General features: G+C 60.5%; 18 protein-coding genes. 13 read left to right on the top strand and 5 right to left on the bottom strand.

All coding sequences use genetic code 11. From position 1 onward, the window contains the following. Positions 1-14: 14 nt before the first annotated feature. The 5 genes from K3G63_RS02735 (at position 15) to K3G63_RS02715 (ending at position 3,962) form a co-directional block, all read left to right on the top strand. Positions 15-449: a nucleoside deaminase gene (locus tag K3G63_RS02735; RefSeq protein ID WP_220612555.1), complete on the top strand. Its 435-nt coding sequence runs from the start codon at positions 15-17 to the stop codon at positions 447-449. Positions 450-461: 12 nt separating this feature from the next. Next, positions 462-752, top strand: coding sequence for a phage terminase large subunit family protein (locus K3G63_RS02730; RefSeq protein WP_220612554.1), 291 nt, complete (start codon positions 462-464; stop codon positions 750-752). After that, the gene (locus tag K3G63_RS02725) at positions 749-1,123 is read left to right on the top strand and encodes a hypothetical protein (protein WP_220612553.1); all 375 of its coding nucleotides are present in this window, start codon (positions 749-751) and stop codon (positions 1,121-1,123) included. Before K3G63_RS02730 ends, K3G63_RS02725 begins: the two co-directional genes overlap by 4 nt. Before the next feature lie 120 nt (positions 1,124-1,243). After that, positions 1,244-2,068 (top strand): mechanosensitive ion channel family protein, encoded by an 825-nt coding sequence (locus K3G63_RS02720; RefSeq protein ID WP_220612552.1) that lies wholly within the window; start codon positions 1,244-1,246, stop codon positions 2,066-2,068. Positions 2,069-2,177: 109 nt separating this feature from the next. Beyond that, complete coding sequence (locus tag K3G63_RS02715; protein ID WP_220612551.1) at positions 2,178-3,962, top strand: chloride channel protein; 1,785 nt, start codon at positions 2,178-2,180, stop codon at positions 3,960-3,962. 65 nt (positions 3,963-4,027) lie between these two features. On the opposite strand, the gene K3G63_RS02710 is transcribed toward K3G63_RS02715, so the two are convergent. Continuing rightward, a complete protein-coding gene (locus K3G63_RS02710) occupies positions 4,028-5,215 on the bottom strand; it encodes a hypothetical protein (RefSeq protein ID WP_220612550.1) in 1,188 nt (395 codons plus the stop codon). A 143-nt stretch (positions 5,216-5,358) separates the two neighbouring features. On the opposite strand from K3G63_RS02710, the gene K3G63_RS02705 reads away from it, so the two are divergent. Then, entirely contained in the window at positions 5,359-6,618 is a 1,260-nt protein-coding gene (locus tag K3G63_RS02705) for a TIGR03862 family flavoprotein (protein WP_220612549.1), read from the top strand. Positions 6,619-6,769: 151 nt separating this feature from the next. Here K3G63_RS02705 and K3G63_RS02700 read toward each other — a convergent pair whose 3' ends face one another. After that, positions 6,770-7,024, bottom strand: a complete 255-nt coding sequence (locus K3G63_RS02700; RefSeq protein WP_220612548.1) for a hypothetical protein — start codon at positions 7,022-7,024, stop codon at positions 6,770-6,772. Positions 7,025-7,237: 213 nt separating this feature from the next. On the opposite strand from K3G63_RS02700, the gene K3G63_RS02695 reads away from it, so the two are divergent. Continuing rightward, a complete protein-coding gene (locus K3G63_RS02695) occupies positions 7,238-8,689 on the top strand; it encodes a DNA integrity scanning protein DisA nucleotide-binding domain protein (protein ID WP_220612547.1) in 1,452 nt (483 codons plus the stop codon). 61 nt (positions 8,690-8,750) lie between these two features. Here K3G63_RS02695 and K3G63_RS02690 read toward each other — a convergent pair whose 3' ends face one another. Both K3G63_RS02690 and K3G63_RS02685 read right to left on the bottom strand, forming a co-directional pair. After that, positions 8,751-9,401 (bottom strand): response regulator transcription factor, encoded by a 651-nt coding sequence (locus K3G63_RS02690; protein ID WP_220612546.1) that lies wholly within the window; start codon positions 9,399-9,401, stop codon positions 8,751-8,753. A 157-nt stretch (positions 9,402-9,558) separates the two neighbouring features. Continuing rightward, positions 9,559-10,548, bottom strand: coding sequence for an aldo/keto reductase (locus K3G63_RS02685; protein WP_259404238.1), 990 nt, complete (start codon positions 10,546-10,548; stop codon positions 9,559-9,561). A 149-nt stretch (positions 10,549-10,697) separates the two neighbouring features. On the opposite strand from K3G63_RS02685, the gene K3G63_RS02680 reads away from it, so the two are divergent. From K3G63_RS02680 to K3G63_RS02655, 6 genes are all read left to right on the top strand, one after another. Next, positions 10,698-11,183 carry a DUF4112 domain-containing protein gene (locus K3G63_RS02680; RefSeq protein WP_220612545.1) on the top strand — a complete coding sequence of 162 codons (486 nt, stop codon included), beginning with the start codon at positions 10,698-10,700 and terminating at the stop codon, positions 11,181-11,183. A 151-nt stretch (positions 11,184-11,334) separates the two neighbouring features. Beyond that, positions 11,335-11,550: a hypothetical protein gene (locus K3G63_RS02675; protein ID WP_220612544.1), complete on the top strand. Its 216-nt coding sequence runs from the start codon at positions 11,335-11,337 to the stop codon at positions 11,548-11,550. Positions 11,551-11,710: 160 nt separating this feature from the next. After that, positions 11,711-12,109 (top strand): hypothetical protein, encoded by a 399-nt coding sequence (locus K3G63_RS02670; protein ID WP_220612543.1) that lies wholly within the window; start codon positions 11,711-11,713, stop codon positions 12,107-12,109. A gap of 28 nt (positions 12,110-12,137) precedes the next feature. Further along, on the top strand, positions 12,138-12,821 hold the full coding sequence (locus K3G63_RS02665; protein ID WP_220612542.1) for an SCO family protein: 684 nt from the start codon (positions 12,138-12,140) through the stop codon (positions 12,819-12,821). 8 nt (positions 12,822-12,829) lie between these two features. Continuing rightward, positions 12,830-13,258, top strand: a complete 429-nt coding sequence (locus K3G63_RS02660) for a cytochrome c (RefSeq protein WP_220612541.1) — start codon at positions 12,830-12,832, stop codon at positions 13,256-13,258. Between the two features lie 187 nt (positions 13,259-13,445). Then, positions 13,446-14,441 carry an enhanced serine sensitivity protein SseB gene (locus tag K3G63_RS02655; RefSeq protein ID WP_220612540.1) on the top strand — a complete coding sequence of 332 codons (996 nt, stop codon included), beginning with the start codon at positions 13,446-13,448 and terminating at the stop codon, positions 14,439-14,441. A gap of 103 nt (positions 14,442-14,544) precedes the next feature. On the opposite strand, the gene K3G63_RS02650 is transcribed toward K3G63_RS02655, so the two are convergent. Then, a complete protein-coding gene (locus K3G63_RS02650) occupies positions 14,545-15,066 on the bottom strand; it encodes a DUF2062 domain-containing protein (RefSeq protein ID WP_220612539.1) in 522 nt (173 codons plus the stop codon). Positions 15,067-15,073 lie beyond the last annotated feature (7 nt).

Genomic DNA, 15,073 nt, shown 5'->3' with positions numbered 1-15,073 from the left:
TTCCATCCCAGACTATGGACAAATTCATGCAGGCCGCCATCGACGAGGCGCTTCAGGGACGCAAAGAAGGCGGCATTCCCATTGGCTCGGTGCTGCGCCGGGGCGACGAGATTGTAAGCCGCGGCCGCAACAAGCGGGTGCAGGAAGATAACCCCATTAAGCACGGCGAAATGGATGCTCTGTTCAACGCCGGCCGCCAACGCTCCTACCGCGACACCGTGCTCTATACCACCCTGATGCCGTGCTACATGTGCGCCGGGACCATCGTGCAGTTCAAAATCCCGAAAGTGGTGGTAGGAGAAGATCAAACCTTCGGGGAGTCGCGGGCCTTTCTGGAGTCGCATGGCGTGGAAGTGGAAGTTCTGAACCTGCCGGAGTGTGTGCAGATGATGCAGGACTTTATCCAGGCCGAGCCCACGCTCTGGAACGAGGACATCATGGAGCTGTAAGCAGGCGACAGCATGAAGGCCACCAAAAAATGCCCGCACTGCGGCCATTGGACGGAGTGGAGCCAGCAGCCCACCGACCTGTGCCAGCACTGTGGGCAGGTGCTGGAGCCCTACCGCGTGGCCAGCGAGCAGGCCCGGCAGCGGCTGTCCGAACAGCCGGTTTCCTCGTTTATGCTTATTGAGATTAAGCCCGAGGATGGGCCGGTGATGCGCTTTTTCAAGTACATTATCCGGGGCGGACAGTTGGCTTTTGCGGCGCTCATGGCCTTCATGGTGTGGCTGGTAACGGCCCTGGCCGGATGAAACTGCCTGCGGAATTGCGCCACCCGCTGTTTGTGCTCGGGACGTGTTTGTATGTCTTTGCCTCCGTTAACCGCCACTGGCCCCTCTGGCCCCTCCCTACCTTCATCAACTCGCACCTGGCTGATCTGGTGGATTTGCCTCTGCAGCTCACGGTGCTGCTCTGGATCTTGCGGCGGTATTACTTTCGACAGCCTTCTTTTGTATTGCCGGTGTCCTGGATAGTAGCCAGCTGGGTGGTCATTGCCGTGTGGTTCGAGCTGATCATGCCGTTTTTCAACTCGCGCATGACGGCCGACCCCCTGGATGTAGTTGCCTACAGCATCGGAGGGGTAGTGTTCTGGCGCTGGATGAACCGGCCCGCCCTAGCCTAGGATAAGGCTCCTGGGCTAACCCCGCTTCCGCCTTCTTCCGTATAAACCCCTATTCTGGCCCCGCTGGCACCTGCTCGCGGGGCTTTGCTTTAACCTGAAGCTTTCACTAATTCTCCCCGTATGATTCAGGATCTGCACCGCGTACTGTCCACGTATTGGCAACAGTTTTTGTACGTGCTACCCAAGCTGCTGATTGCCATTGTGCTGCTGGTAACGGCCATTTTCATAGCCAACCGCGTCAGCACCTTACTGGGCGGACGGCTCCGCAGCCGCTCCCACGACCCGCTCCTACCCGATTTTCTGGCCCGGCTCAGCAAGTGGGCCATGGTGCTGCTGGGCCTGATGGTGGCGCTGAACGTGCTCGGTTTTTCCGGAATTGTGGGCAGCTTAGTAGGGGCCGCGGGCGTGTCGGCGTTTATCGTGGGCTTTGCCTTTAAAGACATTGCCGAGAACTTCCTGGCCGGCGTGATTCTGGCCTTCAACCGTCCATTCCACATCAACGATACCGTCCAGATTAAGGATCTGATAGGACACGTTGAGGCCCTGAATCTGCGCACCACCCTCATGCGCACCTTTGATGGCAAGCACATTTTCCTGCCCAACTCTCTGGTGCTCAAGGAGCCCCTCATCAATTACACCCGCGACGGCAACCTCCGTCAGGAGTTCCTCGTGACCGTGGAGCTAGGCTCCGACGCGACACCGGACCAGGCTAGCACCATCATTCTGAACTATTTGCGCACAATCCCGGATATTCAGCAAGCCCCTCGGGCTCCGTACATCAACCTGGAAAAGGCCAGTGGTACTACCGCCGATTTGCGGGTATACTTCTGGGCCGACTCCGAAGACTACCGCCGTGGCGTGCTTCAGCTGAAAAGCCGCATCATGCAGGAAGTAAAGCAGGAGTTGCTGGGTGCTGGCCTGGGCGTGCCGGCTCTGGGACAGTAAGGGCCCGTGGGATGGTGAAAGGGTGAGTCAGACGCGCTGGCAGGTTTATCCGGGCAAGCAAAACATCAAAGGCCCATTTTACCATCTCACAATTTCACCATCTTTGCCTATGCCCAAAAACACCATTCACCGGTTGTTGCGCCCCCTGCTGCTGTGGCGACTGCGTCACATCAGCGACCGGGTGTATCTTATCCTGGTAAGTATGGTGGTGGGGCTGCTGGCAGGCTTGGCGGCGGTGCTGCTCAAAACCCTGGTCCACGACTCGCAAGGCATGCTGAAGGCGTGGGTGCCCGGGCAGTATCAGGTATTTACCAGCTCCTTCTACCCCATCATCGGCATTGCCCTCACGGTACTGTTTACCCGGTACTTCCTCGACGGCAATCTGGGCCGCGGCATCGGCCCGATTATCTACAACATTGCCCGCCAAGGAAGTGTGGTGCCGCGCAGCAAAATGTACTCCCAGCTGGTTTCTTCCTTCCTGACCGTGACATTTGGCGGCTCGGCGGGCCTGGAAGCACCTATTTCTGTTACTGGCTCGGCCATTGGCTCCAATACGTCGCGCATTCTGCGCATCGGGCGGCGCGAGCGGCGCCTGCTGACAGGCTGCGGGGCGGCGGCGGGGGTAGCCGCCATCTTTAACTCGCCCATTGCGGGGGTACTGTTTGCGGTAGAGGTTATTCTTTCGGAGCTTTCTGCGGCGTATTTCGTGCCCTTGCTGATTTCCTCCGCTACAGCTACGGTAGTATCCAAGGCTCTATACGCGGGCCAGCCGTTCGTGCTGATTACTACCTCCTGGCCCGTAGATGCCGTGCCCCTGTACCTAATGCTGGCCGTATTTACCGCCTTGCTGTCGGTGTACATGATCCGGGTGTATTTCTGGGCCGATAAGTATTTTGAGCAGCTGCCGGGCACCTTTCGCAAGGTGCTGCTGGGCGGGCTGGCCCTGGGCGGCCTCGTATTTCTGTTTCCACCGCTCTACGGGGAGGGCTACAACATTGTGCAGCTCCTGCTGGGCGGGCACGCCGACCAACTGGTTAATGGGTCACTGTTCGATGTGTTTCAGGACCAAAGCGTGTGGCTGGTTTTGCTGGTAGCGGCGGGTAGTATGCTGCTGAAGGTGGTGGCCACAACCATTACCATTGGCTCGGGCGGCAACGGCGGCATGTTCGGCTCGTCGCTGTTTGCAGGGGCCTTATGCGGATTCGTTTTTGCTCGCCTCATCAACATGAGCGGGCTCTACCCTATTTCCGAGGTCCATTTCATTGTGCTGGGCATGGCCGGTACGCTGGCCGGCGTGGTGCACGCCCCCCTGACCGGCATCTTCCTGATTGCGGAAATTACCGGCGGCTACGCCCTGTTTGTACCTCTAATGGTCGTTACCTCGGGCTCCTACCTGATTACGCGCTACTTCGAGCCGTACTCGGTCTACACGCGCAAGCTGGTGCAAAAGGGCGTGTACGTCAACCAGGACCGGGACCGGGGCCTGCTGGCACAGCTGGACGTAGCCTCCCTGATTCAGACCGATTTCCTACCCGTGCACCCCGACGATACCCTGGGCGAGCTGGTGCAAGCCTTCCGCCACGCTACCCGCAACCTTTTTCCGGTGGTCGATTCGGAGGGGCACCTGCACGGAATAGTGAGCCTGGATACCGTGCGCGACGCCCTTTTCGACGATGAGCACTACAACACCACGCGCGTACGCGACCTGATGAGCGACCCGCCGGCCATTGTCCGCCCCGACGACACGCTACTGGACACGCTTCGCTGCATGGAACAGCTCGATGTCTGGGCCCTGCCCGTTCTTAGTCTCGATGACCGCTACCTTGGTTTCCTGCTCAAATCCACCATCTTGGCTAATTACCGCCGTCAGCTCATCAAGGAAAGCGAGCTGTAAAGGGTGACAGGTAAGGAGTGATAAAGTAAGAGAATGCTGCCCTTTCTCCTGCCGCATCACCTTCCTTAATATTCCCCTAAATCCGGCTCCTGCCGCGACAGAAGCAGCCCGATCATCATGAGCACCCCCGTGAGCAGAATTACCACGAAAAGGATGTTTTCACTGACTTCCCCGATCAGGTGCCTGGCCGGAATACTATAGAACAGCAACACCGTAATCAGGCCCTTCGGGGCGATAAACAGCTCCGGTATCAGGTCGGTACGGGCAATATAGCGGAGGTAGCAGTAGCGGATGCCCGTAAGAGCCGCCACGATAAGTACGCCTTGCAGCAGCAGCTGGGGGCTTAGCAAGCTGCCCAGCGTAATGCTGAAACCAAAAAGCAGGAAGAAAAACGTGCGAATCAGAAATGCCGACTCGGCCGTGATACTGCGCAACTGGTGCACTTCCTCACTGAGCCGCTCCGGCCGAAACCAGCGCCGCAGGCGGCCCTTCAGAAACTGCTCGGCATTGTTGACGGCCAGCCCAAACACGAGTACCAGCACCAGGGAAGACAAGTGCAGCTTCTTGGCAATGCTATAAAGCAGGATCAGGAAGGCCAGGATCAGGAAGAACTTCACATGCAGCCGAATCCGGTCGAGGAGGAAGGCCAGGGCGGCGGTACTCAGCACGGCCACTACCAGCACGGCTACTACGTCGCGCCCGAAGGTGAACACCGAGGTTCCCTGCGCAAAATTGTCCTGGAGGGCAAAGTTGAAGAACATGATGCCCAGAATATCGGAGAAGGTGCTCTCGTAGATGATAAACTCCTGCTTTTCGCCCCACAGCCCCGCCACGCTGGGAATGGCAATGGCCGAGCTGATGACGGCCAGCGGAATGGCATTCACAAGGCAGCTCTGGAAGTTCACGTGCAACCAAAGGTGGAGCAGAAAGGCAATAACCAGGGCCTGCACCACCAGCATCAGGGCCGCCGCCAGAAAGGAACGTCGGATTAATGGAGCTTTGTCGCGGCTGATTTTTAGGTCGAGCGCACCCTCCAATACAATCATAATTAGCCCGATGATGCCGAATATTTCCAGCACCACCTTCGGAATCTGCAAAGCGAAGTCGAAGTAGTCGGCGGCTTGGCGCAGCGCAATGCCCGTGAGCAGCAGCATAAGCACGGAGGGCACTTTCGTAGCCCGGGCGGCCAGATCGAAGAGGTAGGAAAGAATGACGGCCAGACTCAGCCCGATGAGGATGGAATACGAACCCATGCAGTAGAAATAAGCCCCACACTAGCTTCGCTATACGCGCGCTAGCCCATACCAGCCGAAAACTACCGGGTAAGGTTGGTATTGCTTCCAGTATCGGGCCGGCGCCACATCGGCCTCTGACCGGGGCGCTTTACCTTTGTGGCATGGAGAGTAGTTCTGACGCGCAAACGACGGGGGTGGCAGTAATAGGAGGCGGACCGGCCGGCTTACTGGCCGCCCAGCGCCTGGCCGAAGCCGGCTGCCGCGTCACGGTTTATGAGGCGCAGGCTACAGTGGGGCGCAAATTTCTGGTGGCGGGTCATGGAGGCTTCAACCTAACCAACAGCGAGCCGCCCGCCGCCTTTGCGGCGCGGTATGCTACCCGCCAGTCGGAGTTTGCGCGTTTTCTAGAACACTTTTCACCGGCTGACCTCCGCGCCTGGGCCCGGCAACTGGGCATCGACACGTTTGTGGGCACCAGCGGCCGGATTTTTCCGCTGGAGGAGCACAAACCGGCTCATGTGCTGCGCGCCTGGCTAGAGCACCTGCAGGCTTTGGGGGTAGAACTTAAAACCCGCCACCGCTGGCTGGGCTTCACCGAGGGCTCTGGCCTGCGCATAGCCGTGGAGGCCACCGGACAGGAAATGACCCTGCATCCTGCGGCCACTCTGCTCACCCTGGGCGGGGCTAGCTGGGCCAAAACCGGTTCGGATGGCCGCTGGACTACCCTCTTGCAGGACGCAGGCATTCAGACCGTGCCTTTTGCCCCGAGCAACTGTGGGGCTGAAGTAGCGTGGTCAGCGTTTTTTCGGGAGAAGGTAGGGCGCCAGCCGCTCAAAAACATTGCGCTGCGCTGCGGCGCGGCGGTAGTACGCGGCGAGCTGCTATTTACCGACTACGGCCTAGAGGGCACTCCCGTGTACGCCCTCACTCCCGCCGTGCGCGAGGCCCTGACGACGGGAGCCGCTACCCTCTGGCTTAACCTAAAGCCCGACCTTACGGAGGCCCAACTGATTCATAAGCTGGAAGGCCGCCGGCCAGGTAAGTCCTGGACCTCGTTTCTGAGTGAGGCCCTGCGCCTGAAGGCGCCGGTTCCTACCCTGCTGCGCGAAGTAGGACCACCTCAACTACCCGCCTCTGCCCCGGAGCTGGCCCGGTTGCTGACCCACCTACCCCTCCCGGTTACGGGCCTGCGCCCTCTCGATGAAGCTATTAGCACTGCTGGGGGCATTGCCTGGCCCGAAGTAAACGACGACCTGATGCTGCGCCGCCGGCCGGGCACTTTTGTGGCCGGCGAAATGCTGGACTGGGAAGCCCCTACGGGGGGGTACTTGCTGCAAGGGTGCTTTAGCACCGGGGCTTGGGCGGCCCAGGGCATGCTCCGCTGGCTTGGGCAAGTAAAACCCGAAGCAACCAACGCGTAGTACAAATAAGAGAAGCCTACGCTACAAAGGCCTACCCCCCAACACGCAACAAGCCCCACCTGATAGTGCTATCGGCTGGGACTTGTTGCGTGTTGGGGGTAGGCGGCAAGACAAGCGGCGCGCTTTACGGCGACGCTATAGCAGCAGCTGCCTACTCGCGGGGCACACGGTCGGCTTCTTCAGCCTCGGCCAAAATGGCTTTGGCTTCTGTCAGCAGACGCTGGCCATGGTCGAGCTGCTGCCGCAGGATAAGAGCAAACAAGATGAAATAGGAAACAATGGGCAGGAAAATACCCAGGGCAAACCACAGCCAAAAGGACCGGCCATAGCTGTAGGCACAGTACCCCGTGGTAATTGGTAGCAGCGACATGGCGAAGATGGCGCCGAGCAGTAGATCTACGAACATAACACGACGGGGCAAAGGCGTGAGACTTTCAGGAAGATACGCCGCTTTCCAGTAGTAGGCAAGCCCCATCCGTACTGCGGCAGCTTAGTAAACCAGTAACTGGCTTGAAGGTTGGCAAAAAATGCTGGGATTTGGCTGCCCCACCTATCCTTCGCCTGATTTATCCCGTACTTTCAGTTTTGCGCTTCTTTACGCCCACACGTCGCCCTCCCTATGTGGGAAAACCAAAGTCTGTTCCGCGTTTCGGCTCAATTATCGGCCGATGGTATTTTTCATCTTCTCGACCGAAGCCTCAAGCCGGAAGTGTTTCTGCTGGGGCTGGCCTCTGCCAGAGAAGCATCTGAGCCCGAGGCCATTGTGGTGGAGCCCTCCTCGCACCGGTACCAGCCTCACGATTTCCGCGCCATCAAAGCGCAAGCCGCTGCTCTGGAGCCCGATGGCCCCCGGGAGGTAGTATATCACCTTCACCCTCTCGACCACGACCGGTTTGAAAAGCACCGCTGGTACGAACTGCTGCGCCGGGCCGCTGAACATTCGCTTAATGATTTGGTGGGGCTGCGTGCCGAAGACCGGGTAAATTTCTGCTCGCTACCCGTAAGCGTGGGCGGCTACCTCGTGATTGTGGTATTGCAGCTATCTGCGGAAGTGTACACCAGCTACTACGCGCTGCCCGGGGCCGCAGGGCCAGCCCGGCCGGCCTCGCTGCTGGCCGCCACGGTGCAGGAGTTTCTGCAGGATGCCTCCCGGGCCCTGCGCGAGTCGGACACGGACGATGACCGGCCCGTGCTGGACCGCGACTACAACGAGGTGCTGCGGGCGGCCGGAAGGCGTTTTATGCTGCGCGCCGCCGCTGGCTCCCACGGCCTCTACGACGCCTGCAACGGCATTGCGGCCCTACGCCACGAGGGCGACGAGGGTGTGGGTACTATGCTGATTTCACGCCGCAACCACCCCGCCGTCGTGCCCATCATGACCTTGGAGTCGCCCATTCCTTTGCGCGACTACCGCCGCATCCGCAAGCTGCTGGAGCTGAGCGAGGACCGTAATGCCCTTATCACCGATGCCTCCGATGTATTTGGGCTGGGCTACTTGGTGGAACCCACTGATCCGCAGTACGAGCCCCTGTTTACGGTGCACTTCACCAAACACTACAGCTGGGAGCTAAGCCACGCCGACCACGTGATGATGAAGGTTGTCTCGAACACGCCGCGCCTGCCCCAGGGCACCGTAGACGAGCTGAACTTTGCCGCCGCCATCCGGCGGGTGTTTCCGGGCGTGGATGCTGCCGGCGTGGCCTACCTCTGGGAGCTGACCCTGAAGGCCACGGCTCAGGCCAACGGCACCATTCTGGTTATTTCAGAGGGGGCCGCCCAGGAAGCGGCCCGGCTTACCAGGCAGTGTTTCCGGGTTGCCCCACGCCTGATGACGCCTTCCGTTCTACGTCTGGTCACCAATATTGATGGGGCGGTGCTCATTGACCCGGCCGGCACCTGTTACGCCATCGGCGTCATTCTCGACGGCCTGGCTACGGAAAAGGGCGACTCCTCGCGCGGCTCCCGCTACAACTCCGCTTTGCGGTATGTGGAAAGCAGCCGCTATCCGGTGCTGGTGGTGGTGGTCAGCGAAGACGGGTGGATTGATCTGCTGCCGCCGATGCGCCGCTAGCACCCATGGGGCCACCGGGCGAACCGTAGCATAGCCATCAGCGCAACAGGTGCGCGGCGGCTCACAGCAGCCCCTGGGTTACGGCATACTTAATGAGGGCTGCCGTGTTGCGCACCTGCGTTTTCTCGATGATGTTCTGGCGGTGGGTTTCAATGGTGCGCTTGCTGGTGAACAGCTTTTCGGCTATTTCACTGGTAGTAAGCCCCTCCCCGATGAGCTTGAGCACCTCCGTTTCCCGCCGCGACAGGGCTGGCACTTTTTTATCCTCTTCACTGGGAGTGGGTTGGTCCCCCTCGCTGCTGAGCTTGTACAGCATATCTACTCCCAGCTCCGTGCACAGAAACTGCCGCCCGGCGGCCACGGAGCGAATGGCAAACAGGATTTCGGCCTTGCCCACGTTTTTCAGCACGTAACCCGAAGCTCCGGCCTGCAGCATCTTGTTTACATATTCCTGGTGATTGAGCATGGACAAAATCAGTACCCGCACTTGGGGGTACAGTCGCTGGAGCTGCTGGAGCGTGCCATAGCCATCTAACTCAGGCATATTAATATCCAGCAGCACCACATCTACGGCTACGTCAGGGAGCAGGGCCAGCAACTGGTGCCCGTTGCTGGCCTCGCCTACTACGGCCATATCTTCTTCTTCCTGCAGCAACGCCCGTATTCCATCTCGAATGATGGCGTGGTCGTCGGCCAGAGCAATACGAATCATTCTTTTGCTTCTAGGTAGTACATGCTCAGGCAACGCCCGGGTATCTCGTCCCACGGCGCTGCCTGAGTGAATGCAAGATAGCCAGGCCCGGGCACGCTGCTATCGTTCAGCTCGCCCTGCTTGCAGCTACCTACTTACTAATCAGGATAACTGAGAGTTATCCGTTTACCGTTTTCATCATTTGCTCGGGGTAGCGCTGGCCGGCAGCTACGTGCTGGGGGGCCAGTTGATTGATGCGGGCCAGGTCTTCGAGGGAAAGCAGAATGTCGGCGGCGCCCACGTTCTCTTCCAGATATGGTACGCGCTTCGTGCCGGGGATAGGAACAATGTCTTCACCCTGGGCCAGCACCCAAGCCAAGGCCAACTGCCCGGGCGTACATTCCTTTTCCGTCGCCATTTCCTTGATCCGCGCCACTAAGTCCAGGTTTTTCTGAAAATTCTCACCCTGGAAGCGGGGCGTAAATCGGCGGTAGTCATCCTCGGCCAGATCCTCAAAGCGCTGAATCTGCCCGGTTAGAAAGCCGCGGCCCAGGGGCGAATACGGCACGAAGCCCACGCCCAGCTCCCGGCAGGTCGGCAGAATGTCATCTTCCGGCTCACGGCTCCAGAGCGAATACTCGGTTTGCAATGCGGTAATAGGGTGCACCGCGTGGGCGCGCCGTAGCGTATCGGGAGCAGCCTCCGAGAGGCCCAGGTAGCGCACTTTGCCTTCCTTTACCAGCTCTGCCATAGCCCCCACGGTTTCCTCAATGGGCGTGCTCGGGTCGACGCGGTGCTGGTAGTAGAGGTCGATATGGTCGGTGCCCAGGCGCTTGAGGCTGGCCTCGCAGGCAGCCTTTACGTACTCGGGGCGGCCGTTGATGCCGCGCTTGGTGGGGTCGTGCGGGTCGCGCTGAATCCCAAATTTAGTGGCTACTACTGCCTCCTGCCGGCGGCCCTGCAAGGCTCGGCCCAGTAGCTCTTCGTTGAGGAAGGGACCGTACATATCGGCCGTGTCAAAGAACGTAACGCCCAGGTCCAGAGCCCGGTGAATCGTGCGCTGGCTTTCGGCGTCGTTGCGCTGACCATAGAAGTCGGACATGCCCATGCAGCCAAGGCCGAGAATGGAAACGGACAGATTGGAGGTGCCCAGTGTGCGGGTTTTCATGAGGGGAGACAAAACGAGGTGAATAAGACAACAAGCCGCGTATACGTCGCTAACCGGCTAGTATGCCCCGATGTTCAGGTAGTATTACGCCTTGTTCCTACCCGGCCCGTATCAAGCAAAAAACATCCCTTTCTTTCCCTATACCAGCTATGTCTACCCCTGCCTCCTTTGACCAAGATGACCGCCTGCGCTGGGTGGAGCGCATTTCTCACTTGCTCGACAGCCAATTTCGGGTGCCTGGCACTACCTGGCGCTTTGGCCTCGACCCTATCATGGGCTTGATTCCGGTAGTTGGGGGCCTGCCCTCGCTGGCCGTTTCCGGCGTTCTGATTCTGACCATGCTGCGCCACGGGGCCAGCGGCAACCTGGTAGTGCGCATGGTCGTGAACGTTCTGCTCGATACCATCATCGGAGCTATTCCGGTAATCGGCAACGTTTTCGACTTCGCCTATAAAGCCAACGACCGGAATGTGCGCCTGCTGCGCCGCCACTATGCCGAGGGCAAGTACCAGGGCAGCGGCAAGGGGCTGGCGGCCGGGGTAGTGCTGATATTGCTGATGCTGACCGGAGCCGTGTTGTGGGGCGCCTGGGTAGCCGGAGCGGCCCTCTACCACTACCTTCAACACGCCTTTTGAGCCTGGCAGGTCTGCGTCGCTCTGCGTATGGGGCCCGAGGCCCATTGCTGTTTACCGTCAGTTCACTACCCTTCGCCTGCCGTCAGCCGCCATTCAGATGGAACCCACCCCGCCAAGTTGCTACTCCAAGGCAGATGTGCGATTTTTAGGGATGCACTTTCTGTTCCTTTTGTGGCTAAGCCAAAACCCTTCGCTGGTTGATACGGAGGAAGGGAACCAACAAATTATAGCCGCCGCCCTGGCCCTTACCCACGATACCAGCCGGGTTCTGGCCCCTTATGAGCGGAGCCTGCTGAACATGGTAGCCCACCAGGAACTGACCCTGAGCCACCTGCTGGCCTATCTGCGCGAGCATGAGCAGGGATAACCAGCCACCTGCCTGGCTTAGCATAGGGTACCGCGCCTAGCGTCGCCGCGTAGGCTGCCCCGCCGTTGGGAGCAGGAGCGTAGCTGGGTGGGCTGGCCGGCGCAGGTTCGGGGGCTTGCGAGCCGGCTCCCGAATCTGGTTGTACCTTTGCGGCGTGAAAATGCTCCGATTTGCTCCTTTGCTGGTGCTGCTGTCGGCCTGTTTATCGTTGCAAAGTGATGAGCAGAAAGCCGAAGATGCCGAAAAGGCGGTGCTGGCCCGCCACGATGAGCTGATGGCCCAGATGGACCAGCTCTATGAATTACGCCAGCAACTCCAGAAAGCGCCGGTGCCGGATACCGCCACGGTGGGCCGCCAGGTGCGGGCGCTGCGGGCGGCTGAAGCCGGCATGCTATTTTGGATGCACCACTACCGCCGCCCCCACGATACGGTAGCCGTGGAACGCCGCCTGGCCTATTTCTCGTTGCAACAGCAACGCATGGATTCGGTGGGCCGCCTGTTTCACGCCAGCCAGGATTCGGCGCGGCGGCTGCTCACCCGAGCCTCCGCGGCCCGTTAATGCTGTTCTTTCTGCTTTCTTTCTTACCATGATGCGTTTGTCTGCCTTACGCCACGCTACACTGGCTGCCCTGCTCGGTGCAGGTAGCTTCCTGCCTTTCGCCTGCACTTCCGACGCAACGGACCAGCCGGACCGCCTGCCCGTACTCGGGGTCAAGCTGACGGCCCCGCGCACGCCGGCTGATACCCTCCCCGACCCCGTGCCCGCATTCCACCTCACCAACCAGGACGGACAGGTAGTTACCAACCAAACGTTTGCCGGCAAGGTCTACGTCACGGACTTCTTCTTCGCTACCTGCCCCAGCATCTGCCCGAAAATGCAAAGCGAGATGTTGCGCGTGTACAAGCACTTCGAGGACAACCCCAAGGTGCTGTTTCTGAGCCATACCATTGACCCGGCCCACGACTCCATTCCGGTGCTGCGGGATTACGCCGAGCGCCTGGGCATCCCGAATGCCTCGCGCTGGCATTTCGCCACCGCTCCCCAGGACACCATCTTTGCGTTGGCCAAAGCCTACATGTCCGGGGCCCAGGTAGACAAAAAGGCGGCGGGTGGATACTCCCACGACGGGGCTTTTGCCCTGATCGACTCGCAGCGCCGCGTGCGGGGGGTGTATGATGGCATGAACAAAGAGCAGGTCGACCAACTCATCCACGACCTACCTATTCTGCTACAGGAAGAAGCCGAAAACCAGCCGACGGCCGCTAAATGACCTGCCGCATGCCTCATCTGACGAGCAAGGGGGTGCTGGCCCTGGCCGGCGGGGGGCTCGCGCTGCTGAGCCTGGGAGGCTGCTTCACAGAGCGCCAGAACGAAGGAGCCAAGCTGTACGCGAATCATTGCGCCAGTTGCCACGGCGACCAGGGCCAGGGCCTGCAACGCCTGATTCCGCCCGTAGCGGCTACCGATTACGTAGCGCGCCACCGGGCCGAGCTGCCCTGCATTATTCGTAAGGGGATGAAGGGCCCGCTGACGGTGAACGGCGTGACGTACAACCAGGTAATGCCCGGTCACGAAGACCTGACCGACTCCCAGATTACCAACCTGCTTAACTTTCTGCAAACCAACTGGGGGAACTCCAACCAGCCTTACACCATTCGGGAGGCCTCCGAGCTGCTGGGCCGCTGCAACGGCTCCGACGGTCAGTAAGGCCGCTCCAGGTTTCGCCACGCTTTCGCCGGTGGCCTTCTGCTTGCCCACCGGCCCGCGGCGGGCGGCTCCGCAGTACGTGCGCCCGGCCCAAATTATTTTAGGCCGGGCCGCCACCCGGGCGCCGGCGGGGTGTGCATCTTCCCCTAAACCTGCTTAGCTTGCAGCTTCATCTGCATATTTTGTTATGGGTCTGTTTGACTTCCTGAAAAAGAAACCCGAGGACACCCCGGCGCCCGCCCCCGCTTCTTCTCCCGCCGCCCCCACGACGGAAAATTCCTCTGCGCCTACCCCCACTGAAGCGGCCAAACCCAGCGGCCCGCGCTATAAAGGCTCTAACTACCAGATGCCCGACGCCCCGGCGCCGGTACCCGTCCCCCAGATTCCTCCGGCTCCTCCCATTCCGCTGCCCGAGCCTTTCGGCCAGCAGGCTCCCCAGCTCCCCGACTTTCAGCCCCTCAACATTCTGGAGCAGCTGCTGATGCAGGCCGCCGTGGAGCCTCAGTTCCGCAGCCCCTTCTACCAAGCTCTGCTGGGCGAGGAGGTAGTAGTGGTAATGGCTGGCAAGGAAGACCAGGAGCCCGGGGAGATAACTCCCACTGAGGGCATGGAAATTCAGCTGCAAGCCCTGCACGACGGCAAAATTGCGGTTTTCACGGCTGTAGAGCGCATTTTCGATAACGGGGCCGTGCCCGAAGGCAGCGTGGCCTACATGCGCCTGCGCGGCCACGACTTCTTTACCATGGTCCAAGGGGCCGACTGCGCCCTGAACCCCTTCTCGGCTGTAGGCAAGCTGCTGGCCGCCGACGAGATTCAGGCCCTGCTCAGCGGGCAGCTCTTCGAGATGCCCGACCCCCAGGATATGCAGGTATCCTTGCACCAGCCCGAGCCCGAGCCCACGGAGTTGCTGGCGGGACTGCGCGAGTACAGCGCCACCCAGCCCCACATTCGCGCCGTGTACCTCACCGAGATGCGGATGCAGCATAACCCCCAGGAAGCCCGTCTGCTGCTGGCCTTCGACACGGAAGAGAAAGACCCGGCTTTCCTGCAAGAGCTAGGCCCCATCATTCAGGGCAAGATTGGCGAAGCACAGTTCGTGGACCTCATGCTGATTGATCCTACCTCAGAGGAGCCTCTGGTTCAGTACCTGCTCCAGACAACTCCGGTGTACCAGCGCGCATAGTCCGCCGGCCTACTTACTTCCAGCAGCCCCCGCGGTGCGTAGCCCTAGGCTACCCCGCGGGGGCTGCTGCATAGGTACGGGCGCAAAAGCCAGCGTAGCATAGTTACTCTGCAGAGCGAGGCGTGATGGTGCGGCGCAGAATTGGGCGCAGGGCGAAGTAAAGCAGCGGCGCTACCACCAGACAGGCGGCAGCCCACAGCGCCAGCCCGCCGAGCATGGCGTGCCAGAGCAGTTGCAGGGCCCCCACCCAGTCGTGCGCAAACAGGTACCGGAGCTTGTCCAGGGTGAGAGCAGGCCCTGTGCTTCCCCAGAGGCGGGCACCCTGGCTCATAAACGGAATAATGAGCAGCAGCTGCACCGGGCTCCAGAGGTGGGCGATGAGCAGGGCAGCGGCTACGTTCAGGCGCAGGCGCACGGCTGCAAACGTGGTGAGCAGGGTCGTGATGCCCAGCACCGGCACCAGTCCGAACGCGGTACCCAGAGCCACCGTGAGGGCCAGCTGATGGGGGGTCAGGCCCTGGCGCAACAGGCCCACCAGGGGCTGCACCACCCGGCGGCGAAACCACCCCGCCGGGGGCGGTCCGGGGGGTGGGCTGGGTGCAGACGTTTCGGAAACCTGGGGCATGGGCAGC

Origin of the sequence: Hymenobacter sp. HSC-4F20, assembly GCF_019599275.1 — a bacterium.
GTDB lineage: Bacteria > Bacteroidota > Bacteroidia > Cytophagales > Hymenobacteraceae > Hymenobacter.
This window is presented reverse-complemented; position numbering and strand designations above follow the sequence as displayed.